Source organism: Bradyrhizobium sp., assembly GCF_016219575.1.
Lineage (GTDB): Bacteria > Pseudomonadota > Alphaproteobacteria > Rhizobiales > Xanthobacteraceae > Bradyrhizobium.
In genome coordinates this window covers 92,153-109,746 of record NZ_JACRMG010000023.1, presented here as the reverse complement: position 1 = coordinate 109,746, position 17,594 = coordinate 92,153, and the positions used below count along the sequence as shown (strand labels likewise).

Sequence of the window (17,594 nt, the reverse complement as noted above, 5' to 3'; positions counted from 1 at the left end):
GATCAGGTCGGGCAGACCGTCTGGCTGTAGAGCACGCAGGTCGACTGGCGCGGACGCGTGAAGGTGAAATCGGAAAGCGTGATGCCGGCCTTCGCCATCACATAGCCGACCGCCGGCACGTATTTGTAGTTGACCTCGCTGTAGATCAGATAGGTGCCGCCGATCTTGAGCGCGGTCGGGATGCTCACCGTCGTGTCGGTGCCGCGCGGCGCCGCCCCCTTGCTCCACTTCACTTTCGCGGTGAGCGTGGCGGGATCGACATAGAGCTCGCTCACCGTGGTGTTGAGCGGCGTCGTTTCGTAAGGCGTCATGATCGCCCTGCCGGTGGTGGTGAAATTGGTGAGGTCGGTGTCGGTGACGGTCGAGGACTGCGACACGAGGTCAGACATCGTGCGCGCCACCAGCGTTACCTTGCGGTTGACCGCGACGCCGGAAGAGAACTCCACCGTTCCGAAGAACAGGGTCAGCATCAACGGCACGATGAAGGCGAATTCGACGGCGGCATTGCCGCGGCGGTCGCGCGCGAACCGGCCGGCCAGCCGGCATACTTTGTCCGAGAGCTTGCTCATGGCTGCGATTCCCGCTGCATCAGGGTTCGACATGGAAGGCGGAAGTGGCTGCGAGCAGCCGCTTGCTGTTCGAGGTGTTGCGGCCGATATTGGCGATGTTGTAGCCGAGACCGGTGACGTAGAGCGGCCACTGGTAGAATGCGCGCGCCACGATGGTGCCGGTGGAGCCCGCGGGCGCCGTGACGTAGCCAAGGCCGCTGGCAGTGTAGTTGCCGCTGGAATCGATCGGGTCGACGATCGTGATGGTGGTGCCGGCCGCGTAATATTTGACATCGATATCGATGCCGTCGCAGCTCATCAGCACCGAGACGCGGTTGCACAGGTCGGTCTTGAACTGGGTGGCCGTCATGCCGGAATCCTGCGCCTGGTGGGTGTAGAGCAGACGGCCCGAATCCTGGATGCCGGTCTCCAGCACCTGGCTGGCGAAGAACACGATGCCGGTCTCGATGATGGCGAACAGCAGCGCGAAGAACGGCACGGCGACGAGCGAGAATTCGACCGCGGCCGAACCGCTCCTGTCGCGGCGGAACCTTCGCAAGAATCGCTTCGGCGGGGCTGAGACGGCTGACGCGGGCATCCCTGAAATCCCTTGGGTGGCAGTCACCTGAATTCAGAATTAGCTGAAACAGATTGTTGAAATGTTTCGGCCGTTTCGACCAATCCGGCCCGGGCCGTTAAGGAAGCCTTAACCAATCCCGTCAAACGAAAGCCGCGCGGTGCGATTCGCACGCCGCGCGGCTTTGCCGGATTTCCCGGGATCAGTTCTGCGCCTTGCCGGCGGCAGCCGCCTGGCCGGTGGCCGAGCTGTTGAGCGAGCCGGCCTGGTCCATCGCCGCCTTGAAGTAATCGCCGCCGTCGCCGAGCGTGATGCGGCGCTGGCAGATCGGCATGCAGCTGTAGGATTCCCGCTCCACGCCGCGATAGACGGTGACGAGCTGGTCGGTCGGGCCTTCGACCTGGATGACGCGGTCCACCAGCACCTCGCCGGCGCGGTCGAGCGCGATGAAATTGGTGGCGCCATAGCCCTTGCCGGTGACGACGATGATGCCGCCGGGCTGCAGGGTGACGTCGGCGATCAGCGGGTTGCCGACCACGATGGTGGCCACCTTGCCGGGCAGCTTCACCAGCTTGGCCTGGTCGACATTGACCGCGATGGAGTCGGCCACCGGCGGCACCGGGGCGGCGAGCGCCAGCGCCGGCCACAACAGCAGTCCCAATGCGAGGGAACGGAATCCGAAACGCGCAAGAGCGCGGTTACGCAAGGTGTACGCCATACTCTACTCCGGGGCGTTGACTAGCCGGCATAAGCGATACGCAGCGGAACCGGCGCCCGACCGGGTTAACCTGCCTGCAATGTGTGAAATAATCGCAAAGAGTGCAGGGAAAATGCTCGGTATTTCCCTGCAATTTCAAGCGGGAGGCGCGGAAGCCTGTCGGCGGAAGGGATAGGCCATCTGGCCCGCGATTTCGTTCGGGAAGACTGCCTGGTCGTCGACGCCGTAATTGTCCGGAAGCCGGCCTTCCGGCATCCGCCAAGTGCCGAACAGCAGATCCCAGAGCGGGAAGGTGCCGGCGAAATTGGTGTTGCCGCCCTCTTGCTGGGAGGTGTGGTGCCAGCGGTGAAAGACCGGGGTGGCCAGCACATAACGGAACGGACCTAGGGTCCAGTTCAGGTTGGCGTGCACGAAGGCCGAATGGAAGATGTTGAAGGGCCCGACCCAGATCATCACGTTCGGCGAAATGCCGGCCATCAGCAGCACGACGTCGACGCCGATGGTGCCGAGCACGAGGTTGACGGGGTGGAAGCGCGCCGCCGAAATCCAGTCGAGATCCTCGGAGGAGTGATGGATGGCGTGATATTTCCAGAAGCCGCCGCCATGGAACATGCGGTGCAGCCAGTACAGCATGAAATCGGCCAGCACCAGGAACAGGATCGCCTGCACCCATAGCGGCAGCGCCGACAGCGGGCCGTGACCGTTGTCGTAGAAGGCGATCAATTCGTCGGCGTCATGGATGTTGAAGAAGAAGCCGGCGCCCAGGACCAGCAGCCCGATGCGGAACACGCGCGCGAACAGCGGCACGAAGAACCAGTAGCAGATGTCGGTGACCAGCTCGCGCTTGCGCCACCAGGGCTTGCCGGGATTGCAGGCCCAGAAATGCGCCAGCACCGTAAAGACGAGGGCCAGCGCGATCGTCACCGGCACCACCTTGGCGATCGTCTGGCCGAGCATCTCGACCACTTCCATGGGCAGGTTCGACATAGGGGCCTCGTCCGGCAGCTGCAGGCATCGAGAGCGTTACGCCGCCGCACTTAAGGAGCCATGAACGCCGGCGCGCATCGCGGCCAACCATAAAGGCGCATGCAGGAAATTTCGCTTTTTATCAATGTCCTTAATGGCACATTTACTCTGCTCAAGAACAGCCCGTTCCACCCGGTTTTGCGCGATCAAATTAACTGCGCCGCAATTGTCGCACCCTAGGGTGACGCCATGGTCACGGTGCTGAGAACGCCGGCTCGACCAAACTCAAGTTCGACAGCCACTGTGTACATGGAGTTGTGTAATGAAGAACCTGTTCACCCGTTTCGTGAAGGATGAGTCCGGCGCCACCGCGATCGAATACGGCCTGATTGCCGCCGGCATTTCGCTGGCGATCATCGCGGTCGTCAACGGCCTCGGCACCAACCTGAACAACAAGTTCACCTCGATCAACACCTCGCTCAAGTAAGCGAGTGTTGCGAGCGTAGCTTGCAAGGGCCCTGGGCGTTCCCCGGGGCCTTTTTCTTGAGCCGTCGGCAGCGTGAGTGTTGCGTATGCGTGAACCATCCCCCGCCCCCGTTCCGCGCGGCCGGATCGAACACCCCGCCGTGCTGGTCAGCCTTTCGCTGCTGCTGGCGCTGGCCGCGCTGGTGGCGCGCATCGCAAGCATCTGGTGAGACGATCCTCCATTTCCCGATCGTTCACCATTGACGGCTAGACTCGGGGCGCGCGCTCCGTCCCCTCGCCTCGTCAATACCGGGCACAAGACCGATGATCCTCGATATCGCACGCCTCCTGTTGTTCCCGGCGCTGATGGCGTTCGCCGCGGCAACCGACCTCTTCACGATGACGATCTCCAACCGGGTGTCGCTGGCGCTGGCCGCGGGCTTCCTGGTGCTGGCCGTCGCTTCGGGCATGGGGGCCTACGACATCATGATGCATGTCGGCGCCGGCGCCGCGGTGCTGGTGATCGCGTTCGGCTGCTTTGCCATGGGCTGGGTCGGAGGCGGCGACGCCAAGGTGGCGGCGGCCGCGGCCCTCTGGTTCGGCTTTGCGCATCTGATGAACTACCTGCTCTACGCTTCGCTGTTCGGCGGGGCGCTGACCCTGCTGCTGCTGCAGTTCCGGCAATGGCCGCTGCCGGTGGCGTTCGCGGGCCAGCCCTGGCTCGCCCGCCTGCACGCCAAGGAGACCGGGATTCCCTACGGCATTGCGCTCGCGATCGGCGCGCTCATGATCTATCCCGAAACGGAATGGATGAAGGCCGTCGATATCGCCCGCTTCGTCGTGCGGTGATTTCGGCAACAGCCGCCGGGTAACTCTCCGTTAAGGCAATTTACTCACGCTCCATTAACCATGCTTTGACGAATAGCTGGTCAACTCCCGTTACAGCGGCGGAAGCGTCGCGGAGTAATGTGGAAAGTGAAGCGTATGACTCCCGCACGGATCGCAGTCCTTGGCATTGCCGTCGTCGCCGGCGGCATCGCCGCATATCTGGCGAGCGGATCAGACGACAAGCCCGCTCCCCAACAGGTCGTCTCACAGCTGCAGACGGTCGACGTGCTCGTCGCCAAGAACGAGATCGGTCTCGGCCAGTCGGTGAAGCCGGACGATCTGCAATGGCAGACCTGGCCGGCGGCGACCGCGAGCGGCACCTTCATCAAGCGCACCGAACGCCCTGAGGCCACCAGGGAGATCACGGGCTCGATCGCGCGCTCCCCCTTCATCGCGGGCGAGCCGATCCGCGAACCCAAGCTGGTGAAGGCCGACGGCTCCGGCTTCATGGCCGCGATCCTGCCCACCGGCATGCGCGCCATCTCCACTGAAATCTCGCCGGAAACCGGCGCCGGCGGCTTCATCCTGCCCAACGACCGCGTCGACGTGATTCTGACCAAGCGCGAGAAGAATCCGGACAAGACCGGGCCGGACATCGCCAATTCCGAGATCATTCTGTCCAACGTGCGCGTGCTGGCGATCGACCAGGCGCCGAAGGAGAAGGAAGGCCAGAACGCCGTGGTCGGCAAGACCGTGACGCTGGAGCTGAAGCCCGAACAGGCCGAAACGCTCGCGCGCTCGCGCCAGACCGGCACGCTGTCGCTGGCGCTGCGCTCCATCGCCGACGTCAACATGGTCGACAACCGCGACGAGGACGGCCAGCAGCGGTCGCGGCGCGGCGAAAGCGTCAACGTGGTTCGTTATGGGGTCGTCAGCCCGACGACGATGCAGAAGTGACGATGGGAACAGCTGAAATGAAGTGCGGGCGAGCCAGACTGACGCTGCGGAGCCTGATGGCCCGTACCCTGTCGCTTTCGGCGGTCGCGGCGCTGATGCTCAATCAGACCATGATCGCCCCGGCGCTCGCCGGCGACTACCGGATCGGGGCTGCGCCTTCCTCCGCCGACGGGCAGAGCAACGCGCGCTTCCTGTCGCTCGGCGTCGGCAAGTCCGTCGTCATCGACCTGCCGCGCGACGTCAAGGACGTGCTGGTCGCCGATCCCAAGATCGCCAACGCCGTGGTCCGCTCGGCACAGCGCGCCTACATCATCGGCGCCGCGGTCGGCCAGACCAACATCGTGTTCTTCGATTCCGCGGGCCAGCAGATCGCCGCCTATGACATCGCGGTGAAGCGCGACCTCAACGGCGTGCGCGCCGCGTTGAAGCAGATCATGCCGAACTCCGAGATCCAGATCGACGGGCTCGGCGAGGGCGTCGTGCTGAGCGGCACCGCCGCAAACCCGGTCGAGGCGCAACAGGCCCAGGACCTCGCCGCCAAGCTCGCCGGCGGCCAGGACAAGGTCGTGAACTCCATCGTGGTGCGCGGCCGCGACCAGGTGATGCTGAAGGTCACCGTCGCCGAGGTCGCGCGCAGCATCATCAAGCAGCTCGGCATCGACCTCTCGGGCAGCTTCAACTACGGCACCTCGGTCGTGAACTTCAACAACGTCAACCCGTTCACGGCCTATGGCCGCGCACTGGTTGCCAACAACACCATCCAGGGCGCGTTCGGCAACGGCCCCAACGTGCAGGCCACGATTCGCGCCATGGAAAGCGCAGGCGTCGTGCGTACGCTGGCCGAGCCGAATCTCACCGCGATCTCGGGTGAGTCCGCAACCTTCATCGCGGGCGGCGAATTCCCGATACCCGCCGGCTATTCGTGCGACCCCACGACCCGTGTCTGTACCACGCAAATCAGCTTCAAGAAGTTCGGCATCTCTCTGAATTTCACGCCGGTCGTGCTCTCCGAGGGCCGCATCAGCCTGCGCGTGATGACGGAAGTTTCCGAACTGTCCAACGAAAACGCCCTGACGGTGTCGCAGGCGTCGAGCTTGACGACCACCAATTCCGTGACCATTCCCTCAATCCGCACCCGTCGCGCCGAGACCACGCTGGAAATTCCCTCCGGCGGCTCGATGGCGATGGCCGGCCTGATCGCGGAGCAGACCAAGCAGGCGGTCAACGGCCTGCCCGGCCTGACGCAACTGCCGATCCTCGGTGCGCTGTTCCGCAGCCGCGACTTCGTCAGCAATCAGACCGAAATGATGGTGCTGGTGACGCCCTATGTCGTGCGCGCGGTGGCGCAGAAGGACCTGTCGCGGCCGGATGACGGCTTCGCCAACGCGACCGATCCGCAAGCCGACCTGCTCGGCAGCATCAACCGCATCTACGGCATTCCCGGCCGCGTCGAGCCGGCGCGGAGCTACCGCGGCACCTATGGCTTCATCACGGACTGAGGCGGGCAACAACGATGACAATCAAAGCCAAATCACCCGCCGACCGCAGCCGGGCCGTGCGTCTGGCGGTGACCCTGATCGGCCTTGCCGTCAGCCTCGGCGCCTGCAAGACCTTCGACGCCCCGATCGTGGCCGCGGAGCCCTATCCGGACGATTATCGCCTGCGTCATCCGATCGCGGTGACGGAAGCCGATCGCTCCATCGTCGTGTTCGTCGGCACCGGCCGCGGCGGCATGACCGCGGCGCAGCGCGCCGACGTCATGGGCATGGCGCAGACCTGGCTGCGCGAAGGCACTGGCGGTATCACCATCGACATGCCGGTCGGCACGCCGAATGCGCGCGCCGCCCATGAAACGCTGCGCGAGATCCGGGCGATCGTCGCGGCCGCCGGCGTGCCGCCGCGCGGGGTCAGCGTTCGCCAGTATCAGCCGAAGGATTCGCGGCACATGGCGGCGATCCGGCTCAACTATCCCAGGATCTCGGCGACGGCGGGCCCCTGCGGCCTGTGGCCGGACGACCTCGGCCCCTCCTACAAGAACACGAGCTGGTTCGACAACAAGTCCTACTACAATTTCGGCTGCGCCCATCAGCGCAACCTCGCGGCGATGGTCGACGAGCCATCCGACCTGGTGCAGCCGCGCGCCGAATCGCCGGCCTACACCATGCGGCGCAACACGGCTTTCGAGAAATATCGCAAGGGTGTGTCAACCACGACCATCTATCCAGAGGGCGACAAGGCCAAACTCAGCGACACAGGCAAATGATCAGCTACGCGCGCCAGAACCAGGAAGAACAGCCTGAGGCCACCACGCCGCCGGTCGACGATCACATCGCGCCGGCGCCGCGGGTGTCGGTGCAGGCCTTCTGCGAGACGGTCGAGACCGCGGCTGCCGTGCAGTCGGCGGGCGAGGACCGGCGCCTCGGCAAGGCGCATCTGAAGATCCAGATGGGCGGCATGGCTGCCGCCATCGAGGCCTATCGCTCGGCCCCGACGCCGAACGTCATCATCCTGGAGACCGAGGGCCGCAACAACGTGCTCGCCGGGCTCGACCAGCTGGCATCGGTCTGCGACGCCGGCACGCGCGTCGTCGTGATCGGTCGGGTCAACGACGTCGCACTGTACCGCGAACTGGTGCGCCGCGGCGTCAGCGACTATCTGATCGGTCCGGTCAACGCGCTCGACGTGGTGCGCTCGATCTGCAACCTGTTCTCCGCGCCGGAAGCCAAGGCCGTCGGCCGCATCATCGCGATCGTCGGCGCCAAGGGCGGCGTCGGCGCCTCCACCATCGCCCACAACGTCGCCTGGGCGATCGCCCGCGACCTCGCGCTCGATTCCGTGGTTGCCGACCTCGACCTCGCCTTCGGTACTGCCGGCCTCGACTACAACCAGGATCCGGCGCAGGGCATCGCGGATGCGGTGTTCTCGCCCGACCGCGTCGATACCGCCTTCATCGATCGCCTGCTGTCGAAGTGCACCGACCATCTGAGCCTGCTCGCGGCACCCGCGACGCTCGACCGCGTCTACGACTTCGGCGACGACGCGTTCGACGCGATCTTCGACACGCTGCGCGCCTCGATGCCCTGCATCGTGCTCGACGTGCCGCATCAGTGGTCGGGTTGGACCAAGCGCGCACTGATCGGCGCCGACGACATCCTGATCGTCGCATCGCCGGATCTGGCGAGCCTGCGCAACACCAAGAACATCTTCGACCTGCTGAAGGCGGCCCGGCCGAACGACCGCGCGCCGCTCTACTGCCTCAACCAGGTCGGCGTCCCCAAACGTCCCGAGATCGCCGCCGCGGAGTTTGCCAAGGCGATCGAAAGCCAGCCGATCGCCTCGATTCCGTTCGAGCCGCAGCTGTTCGGCGCCGCCGCCAATAACGGGCAGATGATCGCGGAAATCTCCGCCGGTCACCGCACCACCGAGATATTCCTGCAGGTCGCGCAGCGCCTGACCGGCCGCGGCGAGACCAAGAAGCCCAAGAGTTCGTTCCTATCACCCCTGATCGGGAAACTACGCGGCAAGTAAGCCCGCCCGGAGTGCCCAGTGTTCGGTAAGCGTACAGACAGCGACCAGCGCGTCGTAAAACCCTCGGCTCCGGTGCCGGCGCCCATGGCTGCGCCGGCCGCGCCGGCGGCCGCGCCCGTGGTTTCCTCCCCGCCGCTCTCCCCGGCCAAGCCGCCGCCCCCGCCGGTCGCGGAAGCGCGCCGGTCGGACAACTACTACCAGGTCAAGGCGACGATCTTCGGCGCGCTGATCGAGGCGATCGATCTCGCCCAGCTGGCGAAACTCGACAGCGAGTCGGCACGCGAGGAAATCCGCGACATCGTCAACGAGATCATCGCGATCAAGAACATCGTGATGTCGATCGCCGAGCAGGAAGAACTGCTCGACGACATCTGCAACGACGTGCTCGGCTACGGTCCGCTCGAGCCGCTGCTGTCGCGCGACGACATCGCCGACATCATGGTCAATGGCGCCGGCACCGTCTACATCGAGGTCGCCGGCAAGATCCAGCGCACCGGCATCCGCTTCCGCGACAACCAGCAGCTGCTCAACATCTGCCAGCGCATCGTCAGCCAGGTCGGCCGCCGCGTCGACGAATCCTCGCCGATCTGCGACGCCCGCCTCGCCGATGGTTCTCGTGTGAACGCGATTGTGCCGCCGCTGGCGATCGACGGACCCGCGCTCACCATTCGCAAGTTCAAGAAGGACAAGCTGACGCTCGACCAGCTGGTCAAGTTCGGCGCGATCACGCCGGAAGGTGCGGAAATCCTCCAGATCATCGGCCGCTGCCGCTGCAACGTGCTGATCTCCGGCGGCACTGGCTCCGGCAAGACCACGCTGCTCAACTGCCTGACCAACTATATCGAGCATGACGAGCGCGTCATCACCTGCGAAGACGCCGCCGAACTTCAGTTGCAGCAGCCGCATGTGGTGCGGCTGGAAACCCGCCCGCCCAACATCGAAGGCGAAGGCCAGGTCACCATGCGCGAGCTGGTGCGCAACTGCCTGCGTATGCGCCCCGAACGCATCATCGTCGGCGAAGTCCGCGGACCCGAGGCGTTCGACCTGCTGCAGGCCATGAACACCGGCCACGACGGCTCGATGGGCACGCTGCACGCCAACAACCCGCGCGAGGCGCTGTCGCGCTGCGAATCCATGATCACCATGGGCGGCTTCTCGCTTCCCTCGCGAACGATCCGCGAGATGATCTGCGCCTCGATCGACGTCATCGTCCAGGCCGCCCGCCTGCGCGACGGTTCGCGCCGCATCACCCACATCACCGAGGTGATGGGCATGGAAGGCGACACCATCATCACCCAGGACATCTTCCTCTACGACATGGTCGGCGAGGACGTGAACGGCAAGATCATCGGCAAGCACCGCTCGACCGGCATCGGCCGGCCGAAATTCTGGGAGCGCGCGCGCTATTACGGCGAGGAGAAACGGCTCGCCGCCGCGCTCGATGCCGCCGAAACCAAGCCGACGACATGAGGGGCGCGCCATGAACATGCAAAACCTCGCATTCGGCTTCCTCGCCGCCACCGCAGTGGGCGGGCTCGCCTGGGTATTCATCTATCCGATGCTTTCCGGCGAGCGGCAGGCCGCTGCCCGCCGCGAGCTGGTTGCGAAGCCCGAGCCGGCGGCACGCCGCGCCGACAACAAGACGCAGAAGTCGCGCCGCGAGCAGGTCGAAGGCTCGCTGAAGGAACTCGAGGCCCGCGCCAAGGAAAACAACAAGGTAACGCTGAGCACGCGGCTGACCCAGGCGGGGCTCGGGTGGTCCACCCAGCAATTCTGGATCATCTCCGGAGTACTTGGCGCGGTCGCCTTTGTTGCCGCATTCCTGGGCTCGGGCAGCCTGCCAGGCGCGATTGGCCTCGGTTTTGCCGCCGGCTTCGGCCTGCCGCGCTGGCTGCTGGCTTTCCTGAAGAAACGCCGCGAGAAGGCGTTCCTTGCGGCGCTGCCGGATGCGGTCGACGTCATCGTTCGCGGCATCAAGGCGGGCCTTCCGCTGTTCGAATCGATCAAGGTGGTCGCCGCCGACGCGCCGGAGCCGCTGCGCAGCGAGTTCAACGCCATCATCGAAACCCAGACGATCGGCATGCCGCTGGGCGAGGCCTGTACGCGGCTCTACGAGCGCATGCCGCTGCCGGAAGCCAACTTCTTCGGCATCGTGATCGCGATCCAGCAGAAGTCGGGCGGCAACCTCTCCGAAGCGCTCGGCAACCTCTCCAAGGTGCTGCGCGACCGCAAGAAGATGGCCGAGAAGATCCAGGCGATGTCGATGGAGGCGAAAGCCTCCGCGGGCATCATCGGCGCGCTGCCGCCGATCGTGATGATCCTCGTCTACCTGACCACGCCGGACTACATCTCCCTGCTGTGGACCCATCCGACCGGCCAGCTGATGCTGGTCGGCTGTGTCATCTGGATGTCGATCGGCATCATGGTGATGAAGAAAATGATCAATTTCGACTTCTGACGGTGCTGGTATGGTCGATTTCCTGGTTGCCAAGCTTCACGACGTCCGGTTCATGACCATGCTGCTCGCGGCGATCGCCGCGAGCCTGACCGTCTACACCCTGGTGATGCCGCTGCTCGCCGGCGAGAACATGTCCAAGCGCATGAAGGCGGTGGCGAGCGAGCGCGAACGCATGCGCCAGCGCGAGCGCGAGCGTCTCAACAAGTCGGAGAAGGTCTCGCTGCGGCAGACGCCGAAGCAGCTCGTTTCCCGGGTCGTGGAAGACTTCAACCTGACCAAATATCTCGCCCAGGAAGCGGCGCGCGAGAAGCTGGTGATGGCCGGCTTCCGCGGCCCGGCGCACTACGTGACCTTCCTGTTCGCCCGCCTGGTGACGCCGATCGTGCTGTTCATCGGCGCCGTGCTCTACGTGTTCGTGATCTCGAACATGGAGAAGTCGCTGCCGATCAAGATCGGCATCTGTGTCGGCATCGCCTATCTCGGCCTGCAGGCGCCGATGCTGTTCCTGAAGAACGCCATCAGCAAGCGCCAGCTGCAGATCAAGCGGGCGTTCCCCGATGCGCTCGACCTGCTGCTGATCTGCATCGAGGCCGGCATGTCGGTCGAGGTCGCCTTCCGCAAGGTGGCCGGCGAAATCGTGCAGCAGTCGGTGGCGCTGTCGGAGGAGTTCACACTGACCACGGCCGAGCTCTCCTATCTGCAGGACCGCAAGGTTGCCTATGAGAACCTGGCGCGGCGCACGGGTCTCGAGGGCGTCAAGTCGGTCTGCCTGGCGTTGCAGCAGTCGGAACGCTACGGCACGCCGCTCGGCCACTCCTTGCGGGTCATGGCGCAGGAAAACCGCGACATGCGCATGAACGAGGCGGAGAAGAAGGCCGCGGCGCTGCCGCCCAAGCTGACCGTGCCGATGATCCTGTTCTTCCTGCCGGTGCTGTTCGTCGTCATTCTCGGACCGACCGGCATCAAGGTCGCAGCGATGCAGTGATCCGCCTTCGCCAAGGCTTCGGCGGGAGGGGTGCGCTCCACTCAATCGTGAAGACTGTCATCGCCCGGCTTGACCGGGCGATCCAGTATTCGCTGGCAGCGATGTTCTCCTGAGAGGCCACGGCGTACTGGATCACCCGCTTTCGCGGGTGATGACGGTCACCGTGAAACGAGTCAGAGAATTGGTCCGGCTAATCCTGCGCCACGACCGGCGGCTTGCCGCGGGCGGCCGTGCGCGGAGCGTCCTTGCGGGACAGCATCTGCTTCAGATAGGCGACGTTGGCGGCGGCTTCATCCGGCGGCAGGTCGGCGCGCGCGATGGTTTCGGCCTCGGCGAAACGGCCCTGCAGGCCGACCGCCAGCGCCAGGTTCTGCCGTACCCGCGCGTCGGCCCGGCCGGTGGCCTGGGCCTTGCGCAGCGTCTCCTCCGCCTTGGGCAGCTCGCGGGAGAGCACATAGGACAGCCCGAGATTGGACAGCACCGAAGGCTCGTCCGGCGCAATGCGCAGCGCGCTCGCATAATAGCCGCGGGCTTCCTGATGCTTGCCCATCTGGTCGAGCGCTGCGCCCTGCACCGAGAGGATGCGCCAGTCGGGATTGTCGGGCGAATGCGCGCGGCTCAGCACGTCGAAGGCCTGCCGGAAATTGCCGTTGTCGGCGAGCGCGCGGCCGTAAGCCGCCAGCAATTGCTTGTTGCCGGGATGGGCGAGCGAGGCCTGCTCCAGCACGGCCGTGGCCTGGGCGCGCTGGCCGGTGGCGCGCAACGCCGTGCCGTAGCGCAGCCCGGCTTCGGCGTCCTTGGGATTGGCGCGGTAGCGCTCGCCATAGACCTCGGCGGCGCGGCGCGGATCGGTTTCGGTGACGGCAGCGGTATCGGATCGGGAGGTCAGCGAGCCCGTGATGTCGCCCATGGTCTTGCAGCCGCCGAGCCCGGTGGCCAGCAGGGCCGTGACGGCAGCGGAACCCAGCAACCGGGCGATGGAAGGACGACGCATGGCACATTCTCGGATTGGAACCGAACGCGCCAGCAATAGACTGTTAACCCTAACGTCCGGTTAATCGGCGCCCTCCCCTCTCAGGGCTCGCACTGCTGGAAGATGCCGCGGATCGGGGCTTGCGAACACATGATGCCGCCCCACTGATATCCGGTCGTGCCGCGATAGCTGACCTTGAACCAGTCATAGCCGTCCATGGCGCCGGCGCGCTCGACCAGCGTGATGGCGGCGCCCGCGGACAGGCTCATCACCCTGGCCGACGACATCGACGGCGCGCTGCGCATGATGCCGCCGAGCGATTGTCCCGCCATCGGGAATTTTCCTTCCGCCGTGCCGGTGCGGCGCGGCTGCGCGGTCGGCGGCGTGCCGCGATCGGGATCGCAGCGGTCGGTCTCGGGCACCGGATGGAAACCGGGTCCGCAGGATGTGGCGGCGGCGGTACTGCCGGGAATGAACGGCTTCACGTTCTGCGTGCCGTAAAGGCACTTTGCTGAACCCCAATCGGGAATTTCCAGCCTCAGCGCGCCCTGGTCCGGCGTCAATATCACCGCGTAATCGCCGTTGAAGAAGCGCAAGGGATTGCCGGGATCGCGCTTCATCGTCATCGGCTTGCCGTCGATCGGATTGGCGGAAACCGTGTTGGGTCCGGTGACGGTGAGCTCGACAACGCGGGCGTGCGGGCAGGAGAACAGCCTGCTCTGCGCCCCAGCGGGATCGCCCGAGGCGATCCATGCAATGCCGATGAGCGCCGTCAGCGGGAGAGAACGCGCGATCAATGCCATTTTGTTCATGCCTAGCTCTGCCCCGAAATGAAAACCGGAGCGGCGAGCGCCGCTCCGGTTGCTGTTCACGTCAGCTCAGACGCACTGGCCGGTCGCATTGAGCTTCTTCGGCGGCGCACAGGCCGGCGGAGTCGGCGGCGTGGGCGGCTTCGGCGGCGGCCTCAAGCAGTTCGGCGGCGTGCCGGTCGTGCCCGGCGGACACGTCGCCGGTGGCGCCGGGCGGCAATTCGGCGGCGTGCCGATCTGGCCCGAGGGACACGCCGCAGGCGGCGCCGGGCGACAATTCGGCGGCGTGCCGATCTGGCCCGAGGGACACGTCGCAGACGGCGCCGGACGGCAGTTCGGCGGCGTGCCCACCTGGCCCGACGGCGGCGTGCCCACCTGGCCCGACGGACACGTCGCAGGCGGCGCCGGACGGCAGTTCGGCGGCGTGCCCACCTGGCCCGACGGACACGTCGCAGGCGGCGCCGGACGGCAGTTCGGCGGCGTGCCGACCTGACCGGCAGGGCAAGCAATTGGTGCCGCAGACTTACAGTTTGGTGGCGTGCCGGTTTGTCCTGCCGGACATGTCTGTACCGGCGCAACCGCTCCTCCCGTAGGCCCCGGTGCCAGCCTTTCTCCTCCACGCGGTGGCGTGGCATTGCCTCCCTTGTTGAGCGGCTTGGTCTCGTTGAGCAGCAGCCGTCCGCAGAAGCCGTTCTCGATCTGCTTCAACGGCGGGCCGCAGACGCAACCGGTGGCGGCGATGTTCTGTCCTTCCAGACATGGCGCTCCGCCCTTGGTCGGCTGACCGCACTTGCCGCCCGGCAGCACCGTCAGCGGAGCGGCACAGCGGCAGCCCGATGCAGTGTTCTGCCCGTCAGTGCAGAGCGGCGGCCCCCCGGCCGGAGTCGTGGTCGTTCCACCACCAGCCGGTCTGTTGGCACTGCAGATGAACTTGCCGCCGCCGGCATCGACCGTGTTCATGTTGCACTGGCAACCGGTCGCCTTGATGTCGGCACCTTCAGCGCAGGTGCCGCCCTTCGCCAGCGGCTTGGTCTCGTTGAGCAGCAGCCGTCCGCAGAAGCCGTTCTCGATCTGCTTCAACGGCGGGCCGCAGACGCAACCGGTGGCGGCGATGTTCTGTCCTTCCAGACATGCCGCTCCCGGCTTGGTCGGCTGAGCGCACTTGCCGCCCGGCAGCACCGTCAGCGGAGCGGCACAGCGGCAGCCCGATGCAGTATTCTGCCCGTCAGTACAGAGCGGCGGTCCTCCAACCGGCTGCGCAGTCGTCGTCGATGCCTGACACTTGCCGTCGGAAACCTGCAACGGACTCCTGCACTGGCAGTTCGCGCTTTGCGGAATTTCGCCGGCGTTGCAGGCGCGCTGGCCACCCGCAGGGGTCGTCGGCGCGATCGTCGTGAACTGCTGACATTTGTTGTCGAAGACCTGCAATGGACTCCTGCACTGGCAGTTCGCGCTTTGCGGATTCTCGCCCGCAGTGCAGGCGCGCTGGCCACCCGGAGGAGTCGTCGGCGCAATCGTTGTGAATCGCTGACACTTGTTGTCGAAGACTTGCAATGGCGCATTGCACTGGCAGTTGGCGGTTTGCGGATTTTCACCGGCGTTGCAGGCTCGCTGACCAACCGGCGGGGTCGTCGGCTTGCTTCCGTCGATGGTGACATTGGTCGGTGCATTCGGCACGTTGGCGGTAACGCACTGGAAATTGTTGCCGCTCCCAGTCAGCCTTGTGCCTTGCGGGCATCCGCAAACACCTTGCTCAACCTTGCCGCCGGTGCAGGTGATCGCCGCGTTGAGGTCGACGCACCTGCCGTCGACAACTCTCTGGCCGACGCTGCAAACCGGCGTCGCTGGTGTACCTCCGGGCGTCACCGTGACATTAGTCGGTGGATTCGGCACGTTGGCCGCAACACACTGAAAACTGTTGCCGCCTCCGGTCAGCCGCGTGCCGGCGGGGCATCCGCAGACACCCTGCGCGATGGTGCCGCCCGTACAGGTGACGGCGGCGGTCACGCAGTTCGGCGGCGTACCGGTCTGGCCGGCCGGGCATGTGCCGGTACCACCGCCGCCAACAACCGGCGGCGGAAGGGTCGGCGGGGGCGGCGTCGTCGGCTGCGTCGGGGTCAGCACGACCGGAACCGTCGGCTTTTGCACGAGGCGCAGGCAATTCGGCGGCTTGCCGACCAGAGGCGGCGGGCAGGTTTGCGCAACGACGCAGTTCGGCGGCGTGCCGGTCTGGCCCGGCGGGCAGAACTGCTTGTTGCCGTAGACCTGTCCGATGGTCGGGCGGCCCTGGTTGGCGCCGAGAACGGCAATCGCCGCGCCACCGATCAAGAGCGGCGCGATCCGCGCCACCGAGGGCACGCAGGATAGGCGCGGATAATCGCCCCAGACGACGTAACCGATCGGGCAGTAGCAGGCGGGATAGCCGCGTCGCGAGATCCGCACCACGCCACCCTGGCAGACCAGGTCGGTGAGGCAGGCGCCGCCGGGACCCACTTGCCAGGGCGGGCAACTGCCGCCGTCCCACTGGCACTCGCCAACGTCTTCCGACCAGGCATAGCCACGCGGACACACCAAGGGCTGCGTGATGTAGACCGGGCGCCGGCACGATGAGCCGGTCCAGTAGCCGCCGATCTGTCGGCAGTTCGACACCGCGGAATCATAGAGAGGACGCTGAGGCAGCGGCGGGGGCGCCGCAACAGCGCTCGCGGCCGGCAGGGTACGCCAAAGGCTGTTGTTCTCCATCTCCTGGCGGAAATCGTCGACCAGCGCCGCGGCGCCGTTGATCGCCAGCAGGAAGCGGTCGCTCTCCCGGTTGCGGAACTGGACATAGGGCGTGCCGTCGACCGGCTCGAAGGTCCATTGGGCCTCGGTTGCGTTGGGCGCCGCCGGCATCGCCCGCGGCTTGCCGTTGAAGTCGGCGAGATAGGTGCCTTTCCATTTGTTCCTGATCCGCACGAAGGGCGTGCCGCTGACCGGCTCGAATATCCATTGCCCGCTGTCCCATTCGGGCTTTCCTGCAACGACCTCGATGGTGCCGCCGGCCTGGCTGTTGAGCATCTTGCCGTCGAGTTGCGTCGTCAGCCGGTAGGCGCCGCTGAGCCGGAATTGCTCGACCGGAGAAACCTGCGGCAGCGGCTCGGCAGCCGTGGAGGCAATGACGGTCGTGGGATCCTGTGACGCGGGCGGCGGCGCGGCCTGAGCGGCGGGCGGTGCTGCTTGCGCCGCGGGAGGCGGCGGAGCCACGGCGGGAGGCGGCGGCGCGGGCGGAGGCGGAGCGGCCTGCGCAATCGGCTGCTGGGCACCGGCCGGGGGCGCGGCGATTGCGGCAGACGCTTCGCCGACGTCCACAGCGCGCGGCTCGGCCGTGGCGACGAAGGTATAGAGACATTTCTCGGCGTCGTCGGTGACGACCCAGGCATGGTTGGCAAACGTCGGCTGCTTGAACACGTTACCGGGCTCGACGATGCCGTAGAACTTGCGGTCGCCGTCGTCGTCGATCCAGTAGATGCGTCGCTTCTCGGCCGATCTGTTCTGGAAAGAAAGCTCCGTCACTGCAGTCGACGGCACCGATTTCAGCGACTTTTCGTTGCTGCAATCGTCGGCCCTGGCGGAAATCGTGGCCGTTACGGCGAGCAAGGTCGTTGAAAGGACTAGGGAAAAAAGGCGGGAGGACAAGGATCGTCGCATTATATTGCACCCCTCAAAAAGACACGCCGCAACGGGCCGCCGGATTTGACAGCCTGCGTCTCGCCCCGCAAAATTCCGCATGCAAGGCTCTCAAG

General features: G+C 65.8%; 17 protein-coding genes. 10 read left to right on the top strand and 7 right to left on the bottom strand.

Annotated features, from left to right (window positions below; all coding sequences use genetic code 11):
* Positions 1–2: 2 nt before the first annotated feature.
* From HZB49_RS18860 to HZB49_RS18845, 4 genes are all read right to left on the bottom strand, one after another.
* Positions 3–569: a TadE/TadG family type IV pilus assembly protein gene (locus HZB49_RS18860; RefSeq protein WP_291614092.1), complete on the bottom strand. Its 567-nt coding sequence runs from the start codon at positions 567–569 to the stop codon at positions 3–5.
* Between the two features lie 19 nt (positions 570–588).
* Positions 589–1,146, bottom strand: a complete 558-nt coding sequence (locus tag HZB49_RS18855) for a TadE/TadG family type IV pilus assembly protein (RefSeq protein WP_291614090.1) — start codon at positions 1,144–1,146, stop codon at positions 589–591.
* A gap of 181 nt (positions 1,147–1,327) precedes the next feature.
* Positions 1,328–1,843: a pilus assembly protein N-terminal domain-containing protein gene (locus HZB49_RS18850; RefSeq protein WP_291614088.1), complete on the bottom strand. Its 516-nt coding sequence runs from the start codon at positions 1,841–1,843 to the stop codon at positions 1,328–1,330.
* A gap of 135 nt (positions 1,844–1,978) precedes the next feature.
* Positions 1,979–2,830, bottom strand: a complete 852-nt coding sequence (locus HZB49_RS18845) for a sterol desaturase family protein (protein ID WP_291614086.1) — start codon at positions 2,828–2,830, stop codon at positions 1,979–1,981.
* 301 nt (positions 2,831–3,131) lie between these two features.
* On the opposite strand from HZB49_RS18845, the gene HZB49_RS18840 reads away from it, so the two are divergent.
* The 10 genes from HZB49_RS18840 to HZB49_RS18795 all read left to right on the top strand — a co-directional run bounded on the left by HZB49_RS18840 (position 3,132) and on the right by HZB49_RS18795 (position 12,030).
* Positions 3,132–3,296 (top strand): Flp family type IVb pilin, encoded by a 165-nt coding sequence (locus HZB49_RS18840; RefSeq protein WP_291614085.1) that lies wholly within the window; start codon positions 3,132–3,134, stop codon positions 3,294–3,296.
* Between the two features lie 85 nt (positions 3,297–3,381).
* The gene (locus tag HZB49_RS18835) at positions 3,382–3,504 is read left to right on the top strand and encodes a hypothetical protein (RefSeq protein WP_291614083.1); all 123 of its coding nucleotides are present in this window, start codon (positions 3,382–3,384) and stop codon (positions 3,502–3,504) included.
* A gap of 94 nt (positions 3,505–3,598) precedes the next feature.
* Complete coding sequence (locus tag HZB49_RS18830) at positions 3,599–4,123, top strand: prepilin peptidase (protein ID WP_291614080.1); 525 nt, start codon at positions 3,599–3,601, stop codon at positions 4,121–4,123.
* 135 nt (positions 4,124–4,258) lie between these two features.
* Positions 4,259–5,059, top strand: coding sequence for a Flp pilus assembly protein CpaB (gene cpaB / locus HZB49_RS18825; RefSeq protein ID WP_291614078.1), 801 nt, complete (start codon positions 4,259–4,261; stop codon positions 5,057–5,059).
* A 2-nt stretch (positions 5,060–5,061) separates the two neighbouring features.
* A complete protein-coding gene (locus HZB49_RS18820; protein WP_291614075.1) occupies positions 5,062–6,558 on the top strand; it encodes a type II and III secretion system protein family protein in 1,497 nt (498 codons plus the stop codon).
* A 14-nt stretch (positions 6,559–6,572) separates the two neighbouring features.
* Positions 6,573–7,322, top strand: coding sequence for a CpaD family pilus assembly protein (locus HZB49_RS18815; RefSeq protein WP_291614073.1), 750 nt, complete (start codon positions 6,573–6,575; stop codon positions 7,320–7,322).
* Positions 7,319–8,587: an AAA family ATPase gene (locus tag HZB49_RS18810; RefSeq protein ID WP_291614071.1), complete on the top strand. Its 1,269-nt coding sequence runs from the start codon at positions 7,319–7,321 to the stop codon at positions 8,585–8,587. The genes HZB49_RS18815 and HZB49_RS18810 overlap by 4 nt, the downstream gene beginning before the upstream one ends.
* 18 nt (positions 8,588–8,605) lie before the next feature.
* Complete coding sequence (locus tag HZB49_RS18805) at positions 8,606–10,057, top strand: CpaF family protein (RefSeq protein WP_291614070.1); 1,452 nt, start codon at positions 8,606–8,608, stop codon at positions 10,055–10,057.
* Positions 10,058–10,067: 10 nt separating this feature from the next.
* Positions 10,068–11,045 (top strand): type II secretion system F family protein, encoded by a 978-nt coding sequence (locus tag HZB49_RS18800; RefSeq protein ID WP_291614068.1) that lies wholly within the window; start codon positions 10,068–10,070, stop codon positions 11,043–11,045.
* Between the two features lie 10 nt (positions 11,046–11,055).
* Positions 11,056–12,030: a type II secretion system F family protein gene (locus HZB49_RS18795; RefSeq protein ID WP_291614066.1), complete on the top strand. Its 975-nt coding sequence runs from the start codon at positions 11,056–11,058 to the stop codon at positions 12,028–12,030.
* A 190-nt stretch (positions 12,031–12,220) separates the two neighbouring features.
* Here the strand turns inward: HZB49_RS18795 and HZB49_RS18790 are convergent, their stop codons facing one another.
* The 3 genes from HZB49_RS18790 to HZB49_RS18780 form a co-directional block, all read right to left on the bottom strand.
* Positions 12,221–13,024, bottom strand: coding sequence for a tetratricopeptide repeat protein (locus HZB49_RS18790; RefSeq protein ID WP_291614064.1), 804 nt, complete (start codon positions 13,022–13,024; stop codon positions 12,221–12,223).
* Positions 13,025–13,104: 80 nt separating this feature from the next.
* Complete coding sequence (locus HZB49_RS18785; protein ID WP_291614062.1) at positions 13,105–13,815, bottom strand: SH3 domain-containing protein; 711 nt, start codon at positions 13,813–13,815, stop codon at positions 13,105–13,107.
* A gap of 66 nt (positions 13,816–13,881) precedes the next feature.
* Positions 13,882–17,448: a hypothetical protein gene (locus HZB49_RS18780; protein WP_291614060.1), complete on the bottom strand. Its 3,567-nt coding sequence runs from the start codon at positions 17,446–17,448 to the stop codon at positions 13,882–13,884.
* Positions 17,449–17,594 lie beyond the last annotated feature (146 nt).